This is a genomic window from Amycolatopsis sp. NPDC058986, from assembly GCF_042741125.1.
Taxonomy (GTDB): Bacteria; Actinomycetota; Actinomycetes; order Mycobacteriales; family Pseudonocardiaceae; genus Amycolatopsis.
Map to the genome: position 1 here is coordinate 76,239 of NZ_JBHYJW010000031.1, position 15,025 is coordinate 91,263.

Below are 15,025 nucleotides of genomic sequence, written 5' to 3' on the forward strand. Positions count from 1 at the left end.
GTGGCCTAGAACTCGGCCCGGTGGTCCCACACCCAGGTGGCGAAGGTGCGGGGCGCGGTGCCGGTGACCTCTTCGACCGTCTTCGTGACCGGTGAGGGCTCGTCGAGCGCGCTCGCCCACGAACGAAGAATCGCGTCGACGGCCCCGTCGGGCAGGCCGTGGCCGAGCATCCGCTCCCGCGCCTCGTCCGTGGACAGTTCCACGACCTTGACCGGCCGATCGAGGACGTCGCCGAGAATCGTTGCCTGCTCACGGAAACTGAGCGCTTCCGGCCCGGTGAGCGCGAGCGAGGCGCCGCGGTGTTCGCCGGTGGTCAGCGCGCGCACGGCGACGGCGGCGATGTCGGCCTCGTGGATGGCACCGACTCGCGCGTCCGGATACGGAGTGCGCACCACGCCCTCGGCGAGCTCGGCCGCCCAGGCGAGCGTGTTGCTCGCGAAATGCCCGGGATGCAGCACGGTGTGCCCGAGACCGGACCCGGCAAGCGCTTCCTCCACCGCGCGATGCAGGACCGCGATCCGGTTCTCCGAGAACGGTTCCAGCGTCGCGGACGAGGACAGCTGGACGACGTGGTCCACTCCCGCCCGCTGGGCCGCGGCGACGAACTTCTCGATGCCCTGCGGCCGGGTGTAGAGGAACACGGCGCGGACGCCGTCGAGCGCACTGTCGTCTGACTCCTCGAGGTCGAGGCTCACGGTCTCGACGCCCTCGGGCACGTCGAGCGTGCTCGCGTCGCGGCTCGCCGCGCGTACCTTTTCGCCCGCGTCGAGCAGCTGAGCCAGCACCTGCCCGCCGACGTGGCCGCGTGCACCGGTGACAAGGATGGTCATTCCAACCCCCGTAGTTTTGTTTTGTAAGCAAAACTACTTACGGCAGCCCTCGGTGTCAACGGGGTCAGTGGTCATAGCCTGTACCCATGAGCCTCACCGAACAGCTGCTGCGCCCGCTGCTGGCGTCCCAGGCGAAACCGCTGATCACGCACTACGACGACGCGCTGGGCAGCCGGGTGGAACTGTCCGTCGCGACGACCGCGAACTGGGCGGCCAAAACGGCGAACTGGCTGGTCGAGGAGTTCGACGTCGAGCCGGGCGACGCCGTCGCGGTGCGGCTGCCGTCGCACTGGCAGACCGTGGGCGTGCTGCTCGGGGCCTGGTGGTGCGGGGCACGCGTGGTCACCGAGACCGGCGGGGCACGCGTGGCGTTCGTGACACCCGACGGCGTTTCCGAGGCAGAGGCCACGGCCGTGGTGTCGCTGGACCCGATGGGGCGCGGACTGGCCGAACCGCCCGCCGACGGCGCGCTCGACTACCTCGGCGAGGCACGGCTCGCCGGCGACCAGTTCAGCCCGCTGTTCCCGGTACCCGGCGACACTCCCGCACTCGGCGAGTCCACAGTGGACGAGGTGCTGACGGAGTCCCGTTCCCGGGCCGCGAAGATCGGTCTGTCCGCGAGCGATCGTGCCCTGTCCACTGTGGATTGGGATGGGACGGAAGGCATTCTCGACGGCCTGCTGGTCCCGCTCGCCGCGGGCGTCCACCTCGTCCAGGTGAGCAACGCCGACCCGGCCAAGCTCGCCGACCGCCGCGCCGCCGAGCGCACCACCGTCGACCTGGGCTGAAATGCCGTTAAGGCCACCTTACGGGCGTCTGACGCCCGTAAGGTGGCCTTAACGGCGTTGCGGTCAGGCGGTCAGGAGCGCGTCGTTCGAGGAGGACAGGCGCTGCTCCCGCTTACGCCAGAAGAGCGCGTGGTCCAGCGAGATGCGGCCGGGGTTGAAGCCGAGCGCGAGCCCGGCGACCGCGAGGACCAGCACGAGTTCGTAGCCGCCCTGGCCGGTGAGGCCGTTGTCGATGTGCACCGAAAGCAGTGCGCCGATCGACACGACGACGTAGCCGAGTCCGACGAGCGGCGTCAGGAATCCGACGATGAACGCGATCGATCCGAGGATCTCGACCGCGATCGCGAAAACGGCCGCGACGGTCGGCAGCGGCATGCCGACCTTCTCCATGAAGCTCGCCGTCCCGGTGATTCCGTTGTCCCACTTCTGCAGGCCATGGGCGAGGAAGACCACCGCGATCCCGATCCTGCCCAGCAGCAGGGTGACGTCCTTGACGCGTGCGAACATGCGGTACTCCAGCTCCACGATTCGGTGAAAGTTCAACTGACCCGGCCCACGGTAGGGCAGCGCGCGCCGGGGACGGGACTTCAGCGAGTCATCGACAGGAAACCGACAGGAACCGCCCCGTAACTCGCTGTCCCCCGCAAGCGCTTGCCGCTACCGTGGTATCCGGAAACCCGTTCCCGATGCGAGGAGAAACCCCGATGCGCCGACAGACCGTCGTTCACCCCGGACCCGGCCTGTTCACCGCATCTTCGAGGACCTCGCACCGTCATGAAAACCCTGAACATCGGAATTCTCGCGCATGTCGACGCCGGTAAGACCAGCCTGACCGAGCGCCTGCTCTTCGAGGCGGGCGTGATCAGCCACCTCGGCAGCGTCGACGGCGGCGACACCCAGACCGACTCGCTCGCTCTCGAACGCCGTCGCGGGATCACCATCAAATCCGCGGTGGTCGCGTTCACCGCAGGCGACCGGCGCATCACGATCGTCGACACGCCCGGCCACGCGGACTTCATCGCCGAGGTCGAACGCGCCCTTCGCGTGCTCGACGGCGCCATTCTGGTCGTCTCGGCCGTCGAAGGCGTCCAGGCGCAGACCCGGGTGCTGATGCGTACCCTCGTCCGGCTCGGCATCCCCGTGCTGATCTTCGTCAACAAGATCGACCGGATGGGCGCGGACGACGTCGATCTGCTGCGCGCCATCCGGGAAAAGCTCTCGCCGCGCGTCATCACGTTGAGCACGGTCACCGGAATCGGCACGCCCGACGCCGTCAGCACGCCCCGTACGCTCGATGACCCGGCGTTCGCCGAAGAACTCGGCGAACTGCTCGCCGAGGGCGACGACGCCTTTCTTGAGTCCTTTGTGGATGACGACGTTCGGCTCAGTGAAGCGGATTTTCACACCGAGCTGGCTCGTCAGACGAGCCGCGGCGACGTGTATCCCGTCCTCTTCGGATCGGCGATCACGGGCTCCGGCGTCGCCGACCTGGTCACCGCCGTCCGCGAGCTTTTCCCCGCCACCGAAGGTACCGGCGAGGGAACACTGCGCGCGACGGTGTTCAAAATCGAACGCGGACGCGCCGGCGAGAAAAACGCCTACGCCAGGCTGCGCTCCGGTTCACTCACCGCACGACAGAATATTTCCTTCTACCGCAGGGAAAGCGGCGGGAACCTCGTCGAGCTGAGCGGCCGGGTGTCCGCGGTGCGAGTGATCGGCGAGGACGCCGCGGCGGCGGTTTCCGGTGACATCGCACGGATCCGAGGCCTCCGCGACGTCCGCATCGGCGATCAGCTCGGTACCGCCGAAGCATTGCCGGAACGGGGCTTCTTCGCTCCGCCGAGCTTGGAAACAGTAGTGCTCCCGGAGCGTCCCGATCAGGCGTCGGCGCTCTACACGGCGCTGGAACGGCTTGCCGAGGCAGACCCGTTCATCGGCACCCGGCGTCATCCGGACACCGGCGAAATCTCGGTGCGGCTCTACGGTGAAGTGCAGAAGGAAATCGTCAAGTCGACACTGGCCGAGGAGTTCGGCATCGCGGTTTCCTTCGCCGAAACCCGCACGCTGTTCGTCGAACGGCTCATCGGCCACGGCGACGCCGTGCAGGAAATGGACCCCGACGAACGGTTGTACTTCTGGGCCACAGTCGGGATCCACGTCGAACCCGGCCCACCCGGCTCCGGCGGCACGTTCGGGCTTTCGGTCGAACTCGGCTCGCTGCCGCTGGCGTTCCACAAGGCGATCGAGGAAACGGTCGCACAGACGCTCCAGCAGGGCCTGTACGGCTGGGAGGTGATCGACTGCGCGGTCACGCTGACCCGCACGGCGTACTTCAGCCCGGTCAGCGCCGCGGGAGACTTCCGCAAGATGACGCCGCTGGTGTTGATGGAAGCGGTGAAACAAGCCGGAACCCGGGTGTACGAGCCGGTCAACCGGTTCGAACTGGAGGTCCCGGCGCACTGTCTCAGCGCCGCGCTGCTGAAGCTGACCGAACTGCGTGCCGTACCCGGTGAGCCGGACGTCGGACCGTCGTCGTGCACCGTCCGGGGCAGCATCCCGGCGAGCCGCGTGGCCGAATTCGAACAGGCGCTTCCCGGGCTCACCCAGGGCGAAGGCGTGTTCCTCAGCGAGTTCGAGGAGTACCGCCCCTACCCCGGCCCGCCGCCGTCCCGGCCCCGGACCGGTGCGAATCCCTTGGACCGCAAGGAATATCTACTCCGGACACTACGTCACCTCTGACATGGCCGAGCTGGTCACCACTCGGTGGTGACCAGCTCGGCTCCGCCCAGGACTAGGGCCGCGCTCCGGGGTCACCCGGGTTCGAGCCCGGACCGCCAGGACCGCCCTCCCCCATGCCGGGGTCGCCGTTGCCGTTGACGTGCACCACTCCGGCCGGGCTGCTCACCTGGTGCGCCGACGCGGCCGAAGCGACCGAGGAAGCGGCGACGAGGCCAAGGGCTGCCAGGCCCGCCACCGCGAACGACTGGACCACTCGGGTCTTCTTCATTTCTCCTCCATGACGTGCTGGACGACAAGGACGTTTGTCCCACGCCGTGACAGACAGACATGCCTCCAGAGGAAGAAAGTCCGCTCATCCTGGCCCGAAAGTACCTTCCACTCGGACTTCCCGCCTAAGCCTTGACCGCTTTCAAGGCGTAGAGCAGCGGGATGCGCGGCGCGGAATCCGGCAACCGCCACCAGCCGCCGTCGGCGGGCACCATGTTCTCCCAGCGCGGCCACGGCAGCAGTTCGCTCTCCCGCAGGCCGGTGATCGCGAACCCGGCGCCGACGAGCGCCGTGATCAGCTCGCCGAACCCGTGCCGCCACTCGTAGATCGTGGTCGCGTCCTGAAGCGCGGGACCGTCGGTGTAGGTACGTGTCGCGTCGCGCTCGAGGGCGCCCCTCCCCTCCAGATAATCGTGACGCAGCAACAGTTCCGGCCCTTCGCCGGGCCCGGGCTCGGGGCCGAGCGCGTTCAGCACTGGATGGAAGTCGACGACGTAGAGCAGGCCGCCCGGCCGCAGCAGCCCGGCGACCACCGAAGCCCAGCGCGTCAGATCGGGCAGGTAGAACACCGACCCTTTTCCGGTGTAGACGATGTCGAACCGGTTGCCGCCGAATGCGTCGACGGCGTCATAAACGTTGGCACGCACGTATTCGACGTCGAGCCCGGCCTCGCGTGCTATACGCTTCGCCGCTTCCACCGCCTCGCCGGAGAAATCGAGCCCGGCCGTCCGCGCTCCTTTTCGCGCGAAGGCGATCGTCTCGGTCCCGAGATGACATTGCAGGTGAACGAGATCGCGGCCGGCCAGCTCCCCGAGGTCCTCCCATTCGAACGGCAGGAACCACTGATCGGGATCGCGGGATTCGTCGAGGCCGTAAAACCGGCTCGCCACGTGGATCGGCGTGCGCTCGTCCCAGTTCGCTTCGTTCGTCGCCATCATCTCGGTGGTCGCGCTGTCGAAGTCCATCCGACATCCTTACCACGTAACGCTCTCAGCGAACGAGGTCGTCTTCGGCGACACGGCTGTCTATCGTCGGAGGCAGAAGATCACTCCGGCGTTCACCGATCGAGAGCAGGCAAGAGATGACGGCCACCTTGGCACCCGAGCTGCGCGCCTCCACCGCGAGCCCTTCCCTGGACGACTCGGTTTACGAACAATTGCTGCGCGACCGCGTCGTCTTCCTCGGCTCGGAGGTCACCGACGAGGTGGCGAACCGGATCGTCGCGCAGCTCCTGCTGCTCGCCGCCGACGCGCCGTCGAAGGACATCAGGTTCTACATCAACTCGCCCGGCGGTTCGGTGTCCGCGGGCATGGCCATCTACGACACGATGCGGCTGATCGAGCCGGACGTTTCGACCTGGGGTCTCGGCTTCGTCGCGTCCATGGGCCAGTTCCTGCTGTCCTCCGGCACACCCGGCAAGCGGTTCCTGTTGCCCAACACCAGGATCGTGATGCACCAGCCGTCCGCGGGCATCGGCGGCGCGGCCACCGACATCGCGATCCAGGCCGAGGTCTTCGGGAAGATGAAGCAGCGCATCGCGGAGATCACCGCGCGGCAGACCGGCCAAACGGTGGAACGCATCACCGCGGACGCCGACCGGGACCGTTGGTTCGACGCCGAAGAGGCGCTGGCATACGGCTTCGTGGACCACATCGTCGCGAGCGAACGGCCTACCGCGTGACTTTCGGGGCCCCATAAGACAATTCGGACACCGTCCTGTGCCGTTCGTTACCAATCCGACCACAGCCACGGCGGAAACGGGTCTCTGCGAGCAGATCAGCTGCGGCCCGTGTCCGCCTACTTCTGGCCGGATCGGTAACACCGGGGAGATCGATTTCGACCGCTGGGACATGAACTTGTTCCAGGCCGCACTCATGGCCCTGCCGCTGGCCGCGCTGGCCGCGACCGTCGTGTCCACCCCGGCACGGGTACCGGCGCCACCCATCCCGATGGTCACGGTGACCATCGGCGCGCTCGGAGCGCGGCAGATCACTTTCACCGACCCGACAGCGCCCGGCGGGCTCCGGCGCGAAGAGCTGGCCCCACACAGCGCGAAGTCGTTCAAGGTCAAGATTCCGCTCGGTATGACCATCACCGTGACGCTCTCGGGCTTCGACGGCCATCCGGTCACCGAGTGCAGTATCGGCGACGAAACCGAGGGGCAGGTGTACGTGCGGGGGACGGATTCCTGTTCCTATGTGGCGGGCGAACTCGTGGGGTGATTCACCCCGTCACCCACCCACCTAGCGGTTATGCGCACCAGACCATGTCACTTAGCGTCGAACGCGCGGGGTGCACATGGGAAGGGAGCGAACATGCACGGGTGCTGCTCGAAGTGCACGGGCCAGGGCTGCGGCTGCTGCGGCAACTGCAACTAGTTCCACGTCCTCGGCAGACGTGGCCATCTCGTAAAAAACCAACCGGCTGTTTTCGTTCGGCAGAACGGAAACAGCCGGTTGTGGTCTTTCGGACCGGGATCTCAGCCGCGGAGCAGGGCGCGGGCCATGACGAGCTGCTGGATCTGGTTGGTGCCTTCGTAGATCTGGGTAATCTTCGCGTCGCGCATCATGCGCTCGACCGGGAAGTCACGCGTGTAGCCGGCCCCGCCGAAGAGCTGGACGGCGTCGGTGGTGACCTCCATGGCGATGTCCGAGGCGTATTTCTTGGCCGCGGAGGCGATAAAACCGGCGCGCTTGTCGCCGCGCTCCGACGCCGCGGCCGAGGCGTAGACGAGGTTCCGGGCCGCTTCGATCTTCGTGCCCATGTCGGCCAGCATGAACTGGACGCCCTGGAACTCCGCGATCATCTTGCCGAACTGCTTGCGGTCCTTGACGTAGGCGACCGCGGCGTCGAGCGCGCCCTGGGCGATGCCGAGCGCCTGCGCGCCGATGGTGGGCCGCGTGTGGTCGAGCGTGCGCAGCGCGGTCTTCAGGCCGGTGCCTGGCTCGCCGATGATCCGGTTCTCCGGGATCGTGCAGTTCTCGAAGTAGATCTCGCGGGTCGGCGAGCCCTTGATGCCGAGCTTCTTCTCCTTGGGGCCCACCGAAAAGCCAGGGTCGTCCTTGTGGACGACGAAAGCCGAGATGCCGTTGGCCTTCTTCTCCGCCTCCGGGTCGGTCACCGCCATCACGGTGTACCAGGAGGATTCACCCGCATTGGTGATCCAGCATTTCGTGCCGTTGAGCACCCAGTGGTCGCCGTCGAGCCGGGCGCGGGTGCGCATCGACGCGGTGTCCGAGCCGGCCTCGCGCTCCGAAAGCGCGTACGACGCCGACGCCTCGCCGGAAGCGATGGACGGCAGGACGAGCTCCTTCAGCTCCTCCGAAGCCGACAGGATGATCGGCTGCGTGCCGAGCTTGTTCACCGCCGGGATCAGCGACGCCGAAGCGTCGACGCGCGCGACCTCTTCGATGACGATGCAGGCGCCGATCGCGTCCGCGCCCTGGCCGTCGTACGCCTCGCCGATGTGCACGGCGTTGAAACCCGACTTCACCAGCGCGTTGTACGCCTCGATCGGATAACGCTCCTGCTCGTCGACCTCGGCCGCGTACGGCGCGATCTCCTTCTCCGCGAGCGCGCGAACGGCGGCCCGCAGCTCCTCGTGTTCCTCGGCGAGCTGGTACAGCCCGGGGCCGTCGGACACCGTAGACACTTCTGCCACCTCTTCCGCACCGTTGGGATCCACCGATGTTAGCGCTCGTTCACATGATGCGTCCTTGTGGGCTTGGCCGCATCCTTCCTAAGGTCGGGTGATGCCGATCACCGCGCCGCCGCCCGGCCTCCCCCGCTCGCTGGACTATCCCGACGTCCCGATCGGCTCGATCCTCGCCGCGGCCGCCGGCCGCTACGGCACCCGCACCGCGTTCGCGCACGGCGAGCGGGAGCTGAGTTTCGCCGGCCTCTACCAGGCGGCCTGCCGGTTCGCGAACGCGCTGATCGCACGCGGGATCGGCAAGGGCGACACCGTCGCGCTGCATCTGCCGAACTGCCTGGCCTACCCGGTCGCCTACTACGGGACCCTGCTGTCGGGCGCCACGTTCAGTCCGGCGAACCCGCTGCTCCCGCCGGACGACCTGGCCTTCCAGCTGACCGACTGCGCGGCCGCGGTGGTCGTCACCTACGGCCCGCTCTCGGGCACGCTCGCCGCGGTCGCCGACCGCATCCCGGCCCGCTCCGTCATCGTCGTCTCACCCGCCGAGGCGCTCCGGGACGGCGAAACCGAGTTCGAGGACTTTCACGCGGAGTACCCCGCCACCCGGCCCGAGGTGGACATCGACATCCACACCGACCTCGCCCACCTCGCCTACACCGGCGGCACCACCGGACGGTCGAAGGGCGTCCAGCTGCCACACCGCAACGTCGTGGTGAACACCCTGCAGTACGTCTGCGGGCAAACCGGGGCGCGCCCGCTGCTCGACGAGCACGGCGACGTCACCGTCGAGCAGGTGGGCAGCGCCGACGAGTGGCCGACCCGCCACGGCACCGGGGTCGTCGTGAACGTGACACCGTGGTTCCACGCGATGGGGACGATCGCCGCGCTCAACGCGGTCGTCCTCATCGGGACCACCGTCGTCCTGCACGAACGTTTCGACCCGGCGCGGTACATCGCCGACGCCGAGCGCCTGCGGGTCACCTCGATCGGCGGCGCACCCGCGTTGTACGCCGGACTGCTGGCTTGCCCGGCGCTCGCGACCGCGGACCTGTCCTCGATCCGCACGCTCGGCTCCGGAGCGGCGCCGATGAGCCACGAGATGATCAACGCGCTGCGGGACCGCTTCCCCGACGCCGTCATCGTCGAGGGCTACGGGTTGACCGAGGTCACGATGGCCGCGGTGACCTCCCCGGCGTATCGCTCGGGCACCCGCAAGGTCGGCTCGGTGGGACTGCCCGTCCCCGACACCGAGATCAAGATCGTCTCCACCGAAGGCGGCGAAGATCCGCTCCCGGCGGGCGAACAGGGCGAGGTCTGCGTCCGCGGTCCGCAGGTGATGACCGGGTACCGCCATCGCCAGGAGGAGACGGCGGCGGCGCTCGTCGACGGCTGGCTGCACACGGGCGACGTCGGCGTGCTCGACGAGGACGGCTATCTGTCCATTGTGGATCGCAAGAAGGACATGCTGCTGTACAAGGGATACAACGTCTTCCCCCGCGAACTCGAAGAACTGCTCGCCGCGCATCCCGGTGTCGTCACGGCGGCCGTCGTGGGACGGCCGCGGGACGACGTCGGCGAGCTGCCGGTGGCGTTCGTGGTGAAGGCACCCGGCGACGGCCTCGACGCCGACTCGCTGCTCGACGCGGTGAACGCCCAGGTGCTGCCCTACAAACGGCTGCGGGAGCTGTACTTCGTGGACGAGATCCCGGTGTCCGCGGCGGGCAAGGTCCTCAAACGCGAACTCCGCGAGCAGCTCTCCTGACGTACCGCGACAACCTGGGTAGCACTTGTGCTACAGTGGTTCCTATGAGCGTTGTGGGACTACGCGAGCTTCGGCAGCAGGCTTCCGAGCTGGTGCGCCAGGCGGAGGCCGGTGAAGAAGTACTGATCACCGTCTCCGGGCGCCCCAGCGTGCGGCTCGTGCCTGTCGAGCAGCGAACTTGGCGGACCTACGCCGAGGTGTCCGCTCTGTTCCGCGGTCCCGCCGACCCGGACTGGGAGAGCGACCGCGACAAGATCGACCAGGAGCTCCGTGACCCGTGGGCCACGGCGTGAAGGCCGTCCTCGACACCAGTGTCGTGATCGCCACGGACGTGCCTCCGCTGCCGGGCCGGCTGGCCATCAGCGCGGCCACGTTCGCCGAGTTGCAGTTCGGCGTCCTGGTCGCCGGTAATCCGGCCAGCCGGGCGGCACGGCTTCACCGGTTGAGCGTCCTGCAGCAGGAGTTCCATGCCTTGCCGATCGACGACATGGTCGCCGTCAGCTACGGCCAGATCGCGGCCGCTGTCGTGATGGCGGGTCGCCAGCCCCGGGCCCGCACCATGGATCTCCTCATCGCCGCGACCGCGCACGCCCACGGCGCGCGGCTGTACACGCGCAACGCCAAGGGCTTGTCCGGTCTCGACGAGCTGCTCGAGATCGTCCCCGTCTGAGGGAACGCGCCGCGGTCAGGTCAGCGACCGGCTTTGGCGCGCAGAGCGGCGTCCTTGTCCAGCACCAGCTTTTCGAGATCGGCCTGGAACTTCGCCATCTTCGCCTGGAGTGTCTCGTCCGTGGCGGCCAGGATGCGCACGGCGAGCAGACCGGCGTTGCGCGCGCCGCCGACCGACACCGTCGCGACCGGGACACCGGCGGGCATCTGCACGATCGAGAGCAGGGAATCCATGCCGTCCAGGTACTTCAGCGGCACCGGGACGCCGATCACCGGCAGGACGGTGGCCGAGGCGACCATGCCCGGCAGGTGCGCCGCGCCGCCGGCGCCCGCGATGATCACCTTCAGCCCCCGCGACGCCGCCGACGTCGCGTAGTCCAGCATGCGCTGCGGCGTGCGGTGTGCCGAGTAGACACCGACCTCGTACTCGACGCCGAACTCGTCGAGCGCGGTCCCGGCGGCCTCCAGCACCGGCCAGTCCGAGTCGCTGCCCATGATCACGCCCACCTGCGGCGCCATAATCCCTACCTCTCAGTGGATCTCGTGGCCGTCGAGCCAGACGGCGTGGGACAGCCAGTGCGCGGCGAGCAGCGCCTGGTCGCGCAGCGTCTCCATGTCCTCGCCCAGCATGTTGACGTGCCCGAGCTTGCGCCCCGGCCGCTCCTCCTTGCCGTAGAGGTGCACCTTGACATCGGGGAAGCGCGCGAACAGATGGTGCAGCCGCTCGTCCGGACCCATCTCGGGCGCGGTCTCGGCACCGAGCACGTTGGCCATCACGCACGCGGGGGCGAGCAGGTCGGTGCGGCCGAGCGGATAGTCGAGCACGGCCCGCAGGTGCTGCTCGAACTGCGAGGTCCGTGCGCCGTCCATCGTCCAGTGCCCGGAGTTGTGCGGGCGCATCGCGAGTTCGTTGACGAGCAGCCCGCCGTCGGTCTCGAACAGCTCGACCGCGAGCAGCCCGGTGACCTTCAACGTCGCGGCGATGCGCAGCGCGAGATCCTGCGCCTCCTGGACGCGCGCGGGGCTCAGCCCTGGCGCCGGGGCCAGCACCTCGGTGTTGATCCCGGCGGACTGCACGGTCTCCACCACCGGGTAGGCGGCCCCCTGCCCGAACGGCGAACGCGCGACCAGCGCGGACAACTCGCGCCGCATGGTCACCTTCTCCTCGACCAGCAGCGGTGTCCCGGCCGCGAGCAGCTCCGGGACGACCTCGCGCGCCTGCTGCGCGGTGTCGAGCATCCAGACACCCTTGCCGTCGTATCCGCCGCGCGCGGCCTTGAGCACCACCGGCCACGCGTGTGCCTTCCCGAAGGCCACCACGTCGTCCACAGTGGACACCTCGGCGAAGGCGGGGCCCGGGACGTCGAGACCGGCCATCAGCTCGCGCATCACGAGCTTGTTCTGCGCGACGCCGAGCGCGTCCGGCGCCGGCCGCAGGACGAAGCCCTCCATCGCCAGCGTCAGCAGGTGCTCACCGGGCACGTGCTCGTGGTCGAACGTGACGACGTCGACTTCCTTCGCGAACGCGCGCAACGCGTCGAGGTCGGTGTGGTGGCCCTGCACAACCTCGCCCGCGACGAGACCGGCGGACTCGTTCTCGCCCGCGGCGAGCACACGCAGGGACTGGCCGAGGGAGATCGCCGCCTGGTGGGTCATCCGGGCGAGCTGCCCGCCACCCACCATGCCGACGACGGGAAGACCGGTGCGTTTGTCCATAGCGCGCTCAGCCTAACCACCTAGGCCGGCGCGACCCGCGCCGACCTGCGGCGCGTGAGCCGCAGCTCACGAGCGGCGAGGCCGAGGATCCCGGCGGCCGCCGCCAGCACGTACAGGTTGCCCAGCACCGCCATGCCGAGGCCCCAGCGGAACTCGGTGTCGCCGCCGTTGGGCACCAGCATCACGATCTGGGAGGCGAACAGGACGAACACCGCGCCCGCGGCGATCCGGCGGCCCTTGACCAGCAGCAGCACGATCAGCGGGACCGCCCACACCCAGTGGTGCGACCACGAAACGGGCGAGAACAGCAGCCCATAGAACGCCGTGACCAGCAGCGCCGCCGCCTCCTCGCCACGACGGTGGAGCCGCACGACGAGCCAGATCGCGGGCACGGCGAGCACGGCCGCGATCGCGACGGCCAGGACCAGCGACCACGGCGCCAGCTGCGCGGCCCGGCTGACCATGCCGTTGAGCGACTGGTTGAAGATCCAGTGCACCGAGCCGATCCGGCTCGGATCGGTGGCCGAATCCCGCCAGAAGCGCGCGGCGTCGACCGGGATGACGGCGAACATCACCGCCTCCAGCACCACGAACGTGCCCACCGCGCGCAGCCCGTCCTTCCACCGGCCGGTGAAGAACAGGTGCGGGACGAAGACCAGCGGGGTCAGCTTGACCGCCGCCGCCACACCGATCAGCACGCCCGCCCAGCGCCAGCCCGAGGTACGTTTTCCCGCCGAGGGCGCATCAGCACAGCCTCGTGCCGAGAGGACCAGCACGTCGAGCACCACGAGCGCCATCAGTATCAAGTTGATCTGGCCGAGGAACAGCGTCTTCCACACCGGTTCCAGTACCAGAACGGAGGCCGTTCCCACCGGCAGCGCCCACGCCACGCGTGTCCACCCCGATGGCGACAGAACCACCGCGATGACGACGATAAGACCGACCACCGACAAACACCCGACCACGCCCCACAGCAGCCCGGTCGGCACGAGCGCGAACGGCAGGAACAGCAGCGCCGCCGCCGGCGTGTAGGTGAACGGCAGCCGCACCCAGTCCGGCAGCGTGGTCAGGACGTCGCGCGTGTAGATCGGTTCGCCCTTGAGCAGGGCCATCGCGCCCGCCCGGTAGACGGCGCTGTCCGCGCCCAGCCGCCAGTGCGCCAGCCACGCGACGACGCCGAGAGCGAGGACGGCGACCGCGAGTACCCCGGCGAGAATCCAGCCGGTGCGTGCGTCAGCCCCGGGTGGCTTCGGCATGGACGTCTTCGGCTTTGCGGCGGGCCCGTCGCTGCAGGCCCCAGCGCAACGCGAGCGCGGCGGCCAGCACCACCGGCATCAGGATGTACGCGCTGCCGAGGATGTTCTGCCACACCGTCCAGTGCAGCTCGACGTTCCGGCCGTTCGGCAGGATCAGCAGCACGCAGCTGACGAACACGAAGATCGCCAGGAACGTGCCGAGCCAGCGTTTCCACGCTGTCGCCGGGGTGGTCTTCGGCAGGCGGGAGACCAGCAGCACGATCAGCGGCGCCACCCAGACCCAGTGGTGGGTCCACGAGATCGGCGAGATCAGCAGGATCCAGAACGCGGTGACCAACAGGGAGGCGAGCGTCTGGCCCCTGCGGTGGAAACGCATGACCAGCCACAGCGCCGGGATCAGGAGCAGGAACCCGATGGCCAGCGCGACGTTCGACGCCCATGGCGCGAGGTCGGTGGCGCGGTTCATCAACGCGTTCAGGGACTGGTTGCCCGCCCAGTGCACCGGGCCGATGCGACCGGTGTCGGGCAGCGTCTGCGTCCAGTACTTGGCCGCGTCGTGCGGGTTGATCAGGAACATCGCGCCCTGCAGGAGCACGAAGGTCACGAATCCCCGGATGGCGTCCTTGCGGCGGCCGGTGATGAACAGGTGACCGAGGAACACGATCGGCGTCAGCTTGATCGCGGCCGCGACGCCGACCAGCACGCCACCCCACCGGCTGCCGCGCGCGCCGATGACCAGCACGTCCAGCATGACCAGCGCCATCAGGACGATGTTGATCTGGCCGAGGAAGATCGTCCGCCACACCGGCTCGAGGCCGAGGAAGACCAGGGAGAACACGATCGTCGAGCGGGCGGGCGAGGCCCACCAGCGCGGGCCGTCTTCGGCGGGGCGCGGCAGGGCGCCGATCGCGATCCGCACGCACAGCGCGAGACACAGCAGCGTGACGACGGTGAGCAGGCCCCAGGAGAGCTGCACCGGGAACCACGCGAGCGGGACGAACAGCGCCGCCGCCGCCGGTGGATAGGTGAACGGCAGCAGCGCCCACGACGGCTCCGGGAGGAGCGTGTTGGCGTCGTAGAGCGAATCCCCGTGCAGCAGGGTGAGCGCACCGGCACGGTAGACGGCGCTGTCGACGCCGAGGTGCCAGTCGTGCGTGGCCCCCCAGATGGCGTACGCCATGGCCGCCAGCGGCACCACCGCCAGGATCAGGATCGACCGCGGACGGACGGACAGGCGCGCGAGCGAGATTCGCAGGGCCAGACGAGGCTGGGAAGCCTTCGCCGGAACTTCGCCGTCTGTGGCGGAGGATACGGTCCTGGTCACCTCATCAGGAAATCATGAGTGC

16 protein-coding genes are annotated in these 15,025 nt (G+C 68.7%); 7 read left to right on the top strand and 9 right to left on the bottom strand.

The features are described from left to right. Window positions 1-5: 5 nt before the first annotated feature. A complete protein-coding gene (locus ACFW0G_RS25960) occupies window positions 6-830 on the bottom strand; it encodes an NAD(P)H-binding protein (protein WP_378327988.1) in 825 nt (274 codons plus the stop codon). Between the two features lie 86 nt (window positions 831-916). Between ACFW0G_RS25960 and ACFW0G_RS25965 the strand changes: the two genes are divergently transcribed. Beyond that, on the top strand, window positions 917-1,618 hold the full coding sequence (locus ACFW0G_RS25965; protein WP_378327989.1) for a TIGR03089 family protein: 702 nt from the start codon (window positions 917-919) through the stop codon (window positions 1,616-1,618). A 63-nt stretch (window positions 1,619-1,681) separates the two neighbouring features. Here the strand turns inward: ACFW0G_RS25965 and ACFW0G_RS25970 are convergent, their stop codons facing one another. Further along, window positions 1,682-2,125 carry a DoxX family protein gene (locus tag ACFW0G_RS25970; protein WP_378327990.1) on the bottom strand — a complete coding sequence of 148 codons (444 nt, stop codon included), beginning with the start codon at window positions 2,123-2,125 and terminating at the stop codon, window positions 1,682-1,684. A gap of 267 nt (window positions 2,126-2,392) precedes the next feature. On the opposite strand from ACFW0G_RS25970, the gene ACFW0G_RS25975 reads away from it, so the two are divergent. After that, a complete protein-coding gene (locus ACFW0G_RS25975) occupies window positions 2,393-4,357 on the top strand; it encodes a GTP-binding protein (RefSeq protein WP_378327991.1) in 1,965 nt (654 codons plus the stop codon). A 52-nt stretch (window positions 4,358-4,409) separates the two neighbouring features. On the opposite strand, the gene ACFW0G_RS25980 is transcribed toward ACFW0G_RS25975, so the two are convergent. Continuing rightward, a complete protein-coding gene (locus ACFW0G_RS25980; RefSeq protein WP_378327992.1) occupies window positions 4,410-4,625 on the bottom strand; it encodes a hypothetical protein in 216 nt (71 codons plus the stop codon). 124 nt (window positions 4,626-4,749) lie between these two features. Next, window positions 4,750-5,589, bottom strand: coding sequence for a class I SAM-dependent methyltransferase (locus tag ACFW0G_RS25985; RefSeq protein WP_378327993.1), 840 nt, complete (start codon window positions 5,587-5,589; stop codon window positions 4,750-4,752). A gap of 116 nt (window positions 5,590-5,705) precedes the next feature. Here ACFW0G_RS25985 and ACFW0G_RS25990 point away from each other — a divergent pair, with 116 nt between their 5' ends. Next, complete coding sequence (locus ACFW0G_RS25990) at window positions 5,706-6,305, top strand: ClpP family protease (RefSeq protein ID WP_378327994.1); 600 nt, start codon at window positions 5,706-5,708, stop codon at window positions 6,303-6,305. A gap of 169 nt (window positions 6,306-6,474) precedes the next feature. Further along, window positions 6,475-6,846, top strand: coding sequence for a hypothetical protein (locus ACFW0G_RS25995; RefSeq protein ID WP_378327995.1), 372 nt, complete (start codon window positions 6,475-6,477; stop codon window positions 6,844-6,846). 257 nt (window positions 6,847-7,103) lie between these two features. Here ACFW0G_RS25995 and ACFW0G_RS26000 read toward each other — a convergent pair whose 3' ends face one another. Further along, window positions 7,104-8,276: an acyl-CoA dehydrogenase family protein gene (locus ACFW0G_RS26000; protein WP_378327996.1), complete on the bottom strand. Its 1,173-nt coding sequence runs from the start codon at window positions 8,274-8,276 to the stop codon at window positions 7,104-7,106. Between the two features lie 100 nt (window positions 8,277-8,376). Here ACFW0G_RS26000 and ACFW0G_RS26005 point away from each other — a divergent pair, with 100 nt between their 5' ends. The 3 genes from ACFW0G_RS26005 to ACFW0G_RS26015 are packed head-to-tail and all read left to right on the top strand — an operon-like array spanning window position 8,377 to window position 10,708. Next, window positions 8,377-10,038, top strand: a complete 1,662-nt coding sequence (locus ACFW0G_RS26005; protein ID WP_378327997.1) for a class I adenylate-forming enzyme family protein — start codon at window positions 8,377-8,379, stop codon at window positions 10,036-10,038. 44 nt (window positions 10,039-10,082) lie between these two features. Then, the gene (locus ACFW0G_RS26010) at window positions 10,083-10,331 is read left to right on the top strand and encodes a type II toxin-antitoxin system Phd/YefM family antitoxin (protein ID WP_378327998.1); all 249 of its coding nucleotides are present in this window, start codon (window positions 10,083-10,085) and stop codon (window positions 10,329-10,331) included. Further along, on the top strand, window positions 10,316-10,708 hold the full coding sequence (locus ACFW0G_RS26015) for a type II toxin-antitoxin system VapC family toxin (protein ID WP_378327999.1): 393 nt from the start codon (window positions 10,316-10,318) through the stop codon (window positions 10,706-10,708). Before ACFW0G_RS26010 ends, ACFW0G_RS26015 begins: the two co-directional genes overlap by 16 nt. 20 nt (window positions 10,709-10,728) lie before the next feature. Here ACFW0G_RS26015 and purE read toward each other — a convergent pair whose 3' ends face one another. Genes purE through ACFW0G_RS26035 form a run of 4 tightly spaced genes read right to left on the bottom strand, consistent with a single transcriptional unit; the run spans window position 10,729 to window position 15,003 of the window. Next, window positions 10,729-11,226 carry a 5-(carboxyamino)imidazole ribonucleotide mutase gene (gene purE, locus ACFW0G_RS26020; protein WP_378328000.1) on the bottom strand — a complete coding sequence of 166 codons (498 nt, stop codon included), beginning with the start codon at window positions 11,224-11,226 and terminating at the stop codon, window positions 10,729-10,731. 12 nt (window positions 11,227-11,238) lie between these two features. After that, entirely contained in the window at window positions 11,239-12,423 is a 1,185-nt protein-coding gene (locus ACFW0G_RS26025) for a 5-(carboxyamino)imidazole ribonucleotide synthase (protein WP_378328001.1), read from the bottom strand. A gap of 20 nt (window positions 12,424-12,443) precedes the next feature. Further along, a complete protein-coding gene (locus ACFW0G_RS26030) occupies window positions 12,444-13,679 on the bottom strand; it encodes a glycosyltransferase 87 family protein (protein ID WP_378328002.1) in 1,236 nt (411 codons plus the stop codon). Then, window positions 13,657-15,003 carry a glycosyltransferase 87 family protein gene (locus ACFW0G_RS26035; RefSeq protein ID WP_378328003.1) on the bottom strand — a complete coding sequence of 449 codons (1,347 nt, stop codon included), beginning with the start codon at window positions 15,001-15,003 and terminating at the stop codon, window positions 13,657-13,659. The genes ACFW0G_RS26030 and ACFW0G_RS26035 overlap by 23 nt, the downstream gene beginning before the upstream one ends. Window positions 15,004-15,025: the final 22 nt, after the last annotated feature.

Excerpts from the sequence above, each read along its gene's own strand:
- ACFW0G_RS25960 (WP_378327988.1), bottom strand. The coding sequence starts at position 830 with ATGACCATCCTTGTCACCGGTGCACGCGGCCACGTCGGCGGGCAGGTG.
- ACFW0G_RS25965 (WP_378327989.1), top strand. The coding sequence starts at position 917 with ATGAGCCTCACCGAACAGCTGCTGCGCCCGCTGCTGGCGTCCCAGGCG.
- ACFW0G_RS25970 (WP_378327990.1), bottom strand. The coding sequence starts at position 2,125 with ATGTTCGCACGCGTCAAGGACGTCACCCTGCTGCTGGGCAGGATCGGG.
- ACFW0G_RS25975 (WP_378327991.1), top strand. The coding sequence starts at position 2,393 with ATGAAAACCCTGAACATCGGAATTCTCGCGCATGTCGACGCCGGTAAG.
- ACFW0G_RS25980 (WP_378327992.1), bottom strand. The coding sequence starts at position 4,625 with ATGAAGAAGACCCGAGTGGTCCAGTCGTTCGCGGTGGCGGGCCTGGCA.
- ACFW0G_RS25985 (WP_378327993.1), bottom strand. The coding sequence starts at position 5,589 with ATGGACTTCGACAGCGCGACCACCGAGATGATGGCGACGAACGAAGCG.
- ACFW0G_RS25990 (WP_378327994.1), top strand. The coding sequence starts at position 5,706 with ATGACGGCCACCTTGGCACCCGAGCTGCGCGCCTCCACCGCGAGCCCT.
- ACFW0G_RS25995 (WP_378327995.1), top strand. The coding sequence starts at position 6,475 with ATGAACTTGTTCCAGGCCGCACTCATGGCCCTGCCGCTGGCCGCGCTG.
- ACFW0G_RS26005 (WP_378327997.1), top strand. The coding sequence starts at position 8,377 with ATGCCGATCACCGCGCCGCCGCCCGGCCTCCCCCGCTCGCTGGACTAT.
- ACFW0G_RS26010 (WP_378327998.1), top strand. The coding sequence starts at position 10,083 with ATGAGCGTTGTGGGACTACGCGAGCTTCGGCAGCAGGCTTCCGAGCTG.
- purE (WP_378328000.1), bottom strand. The coding sequence starts at position 11,226 with ATGGCGCCGCAGGTGGGCGTGATCATGGGCAGCGACTCGGACTGGCCG.
- ACFW0G_RS26025 (WP_378328001.1), bottom strand. The coding sequence starts at position 12,423 with ATGGACAAACGCACCGGTCTTCCCGTCGTCGGCATGGTGGGTGGCGGG.
- ACFW0G_RS26030 (WP_378328002.1), bottom strand. The coding sequence starts at position 13,679 with ATGCCGAAGCCACCCGGGGCTGACGCACGCACCGGCTGGATTCTCGCC.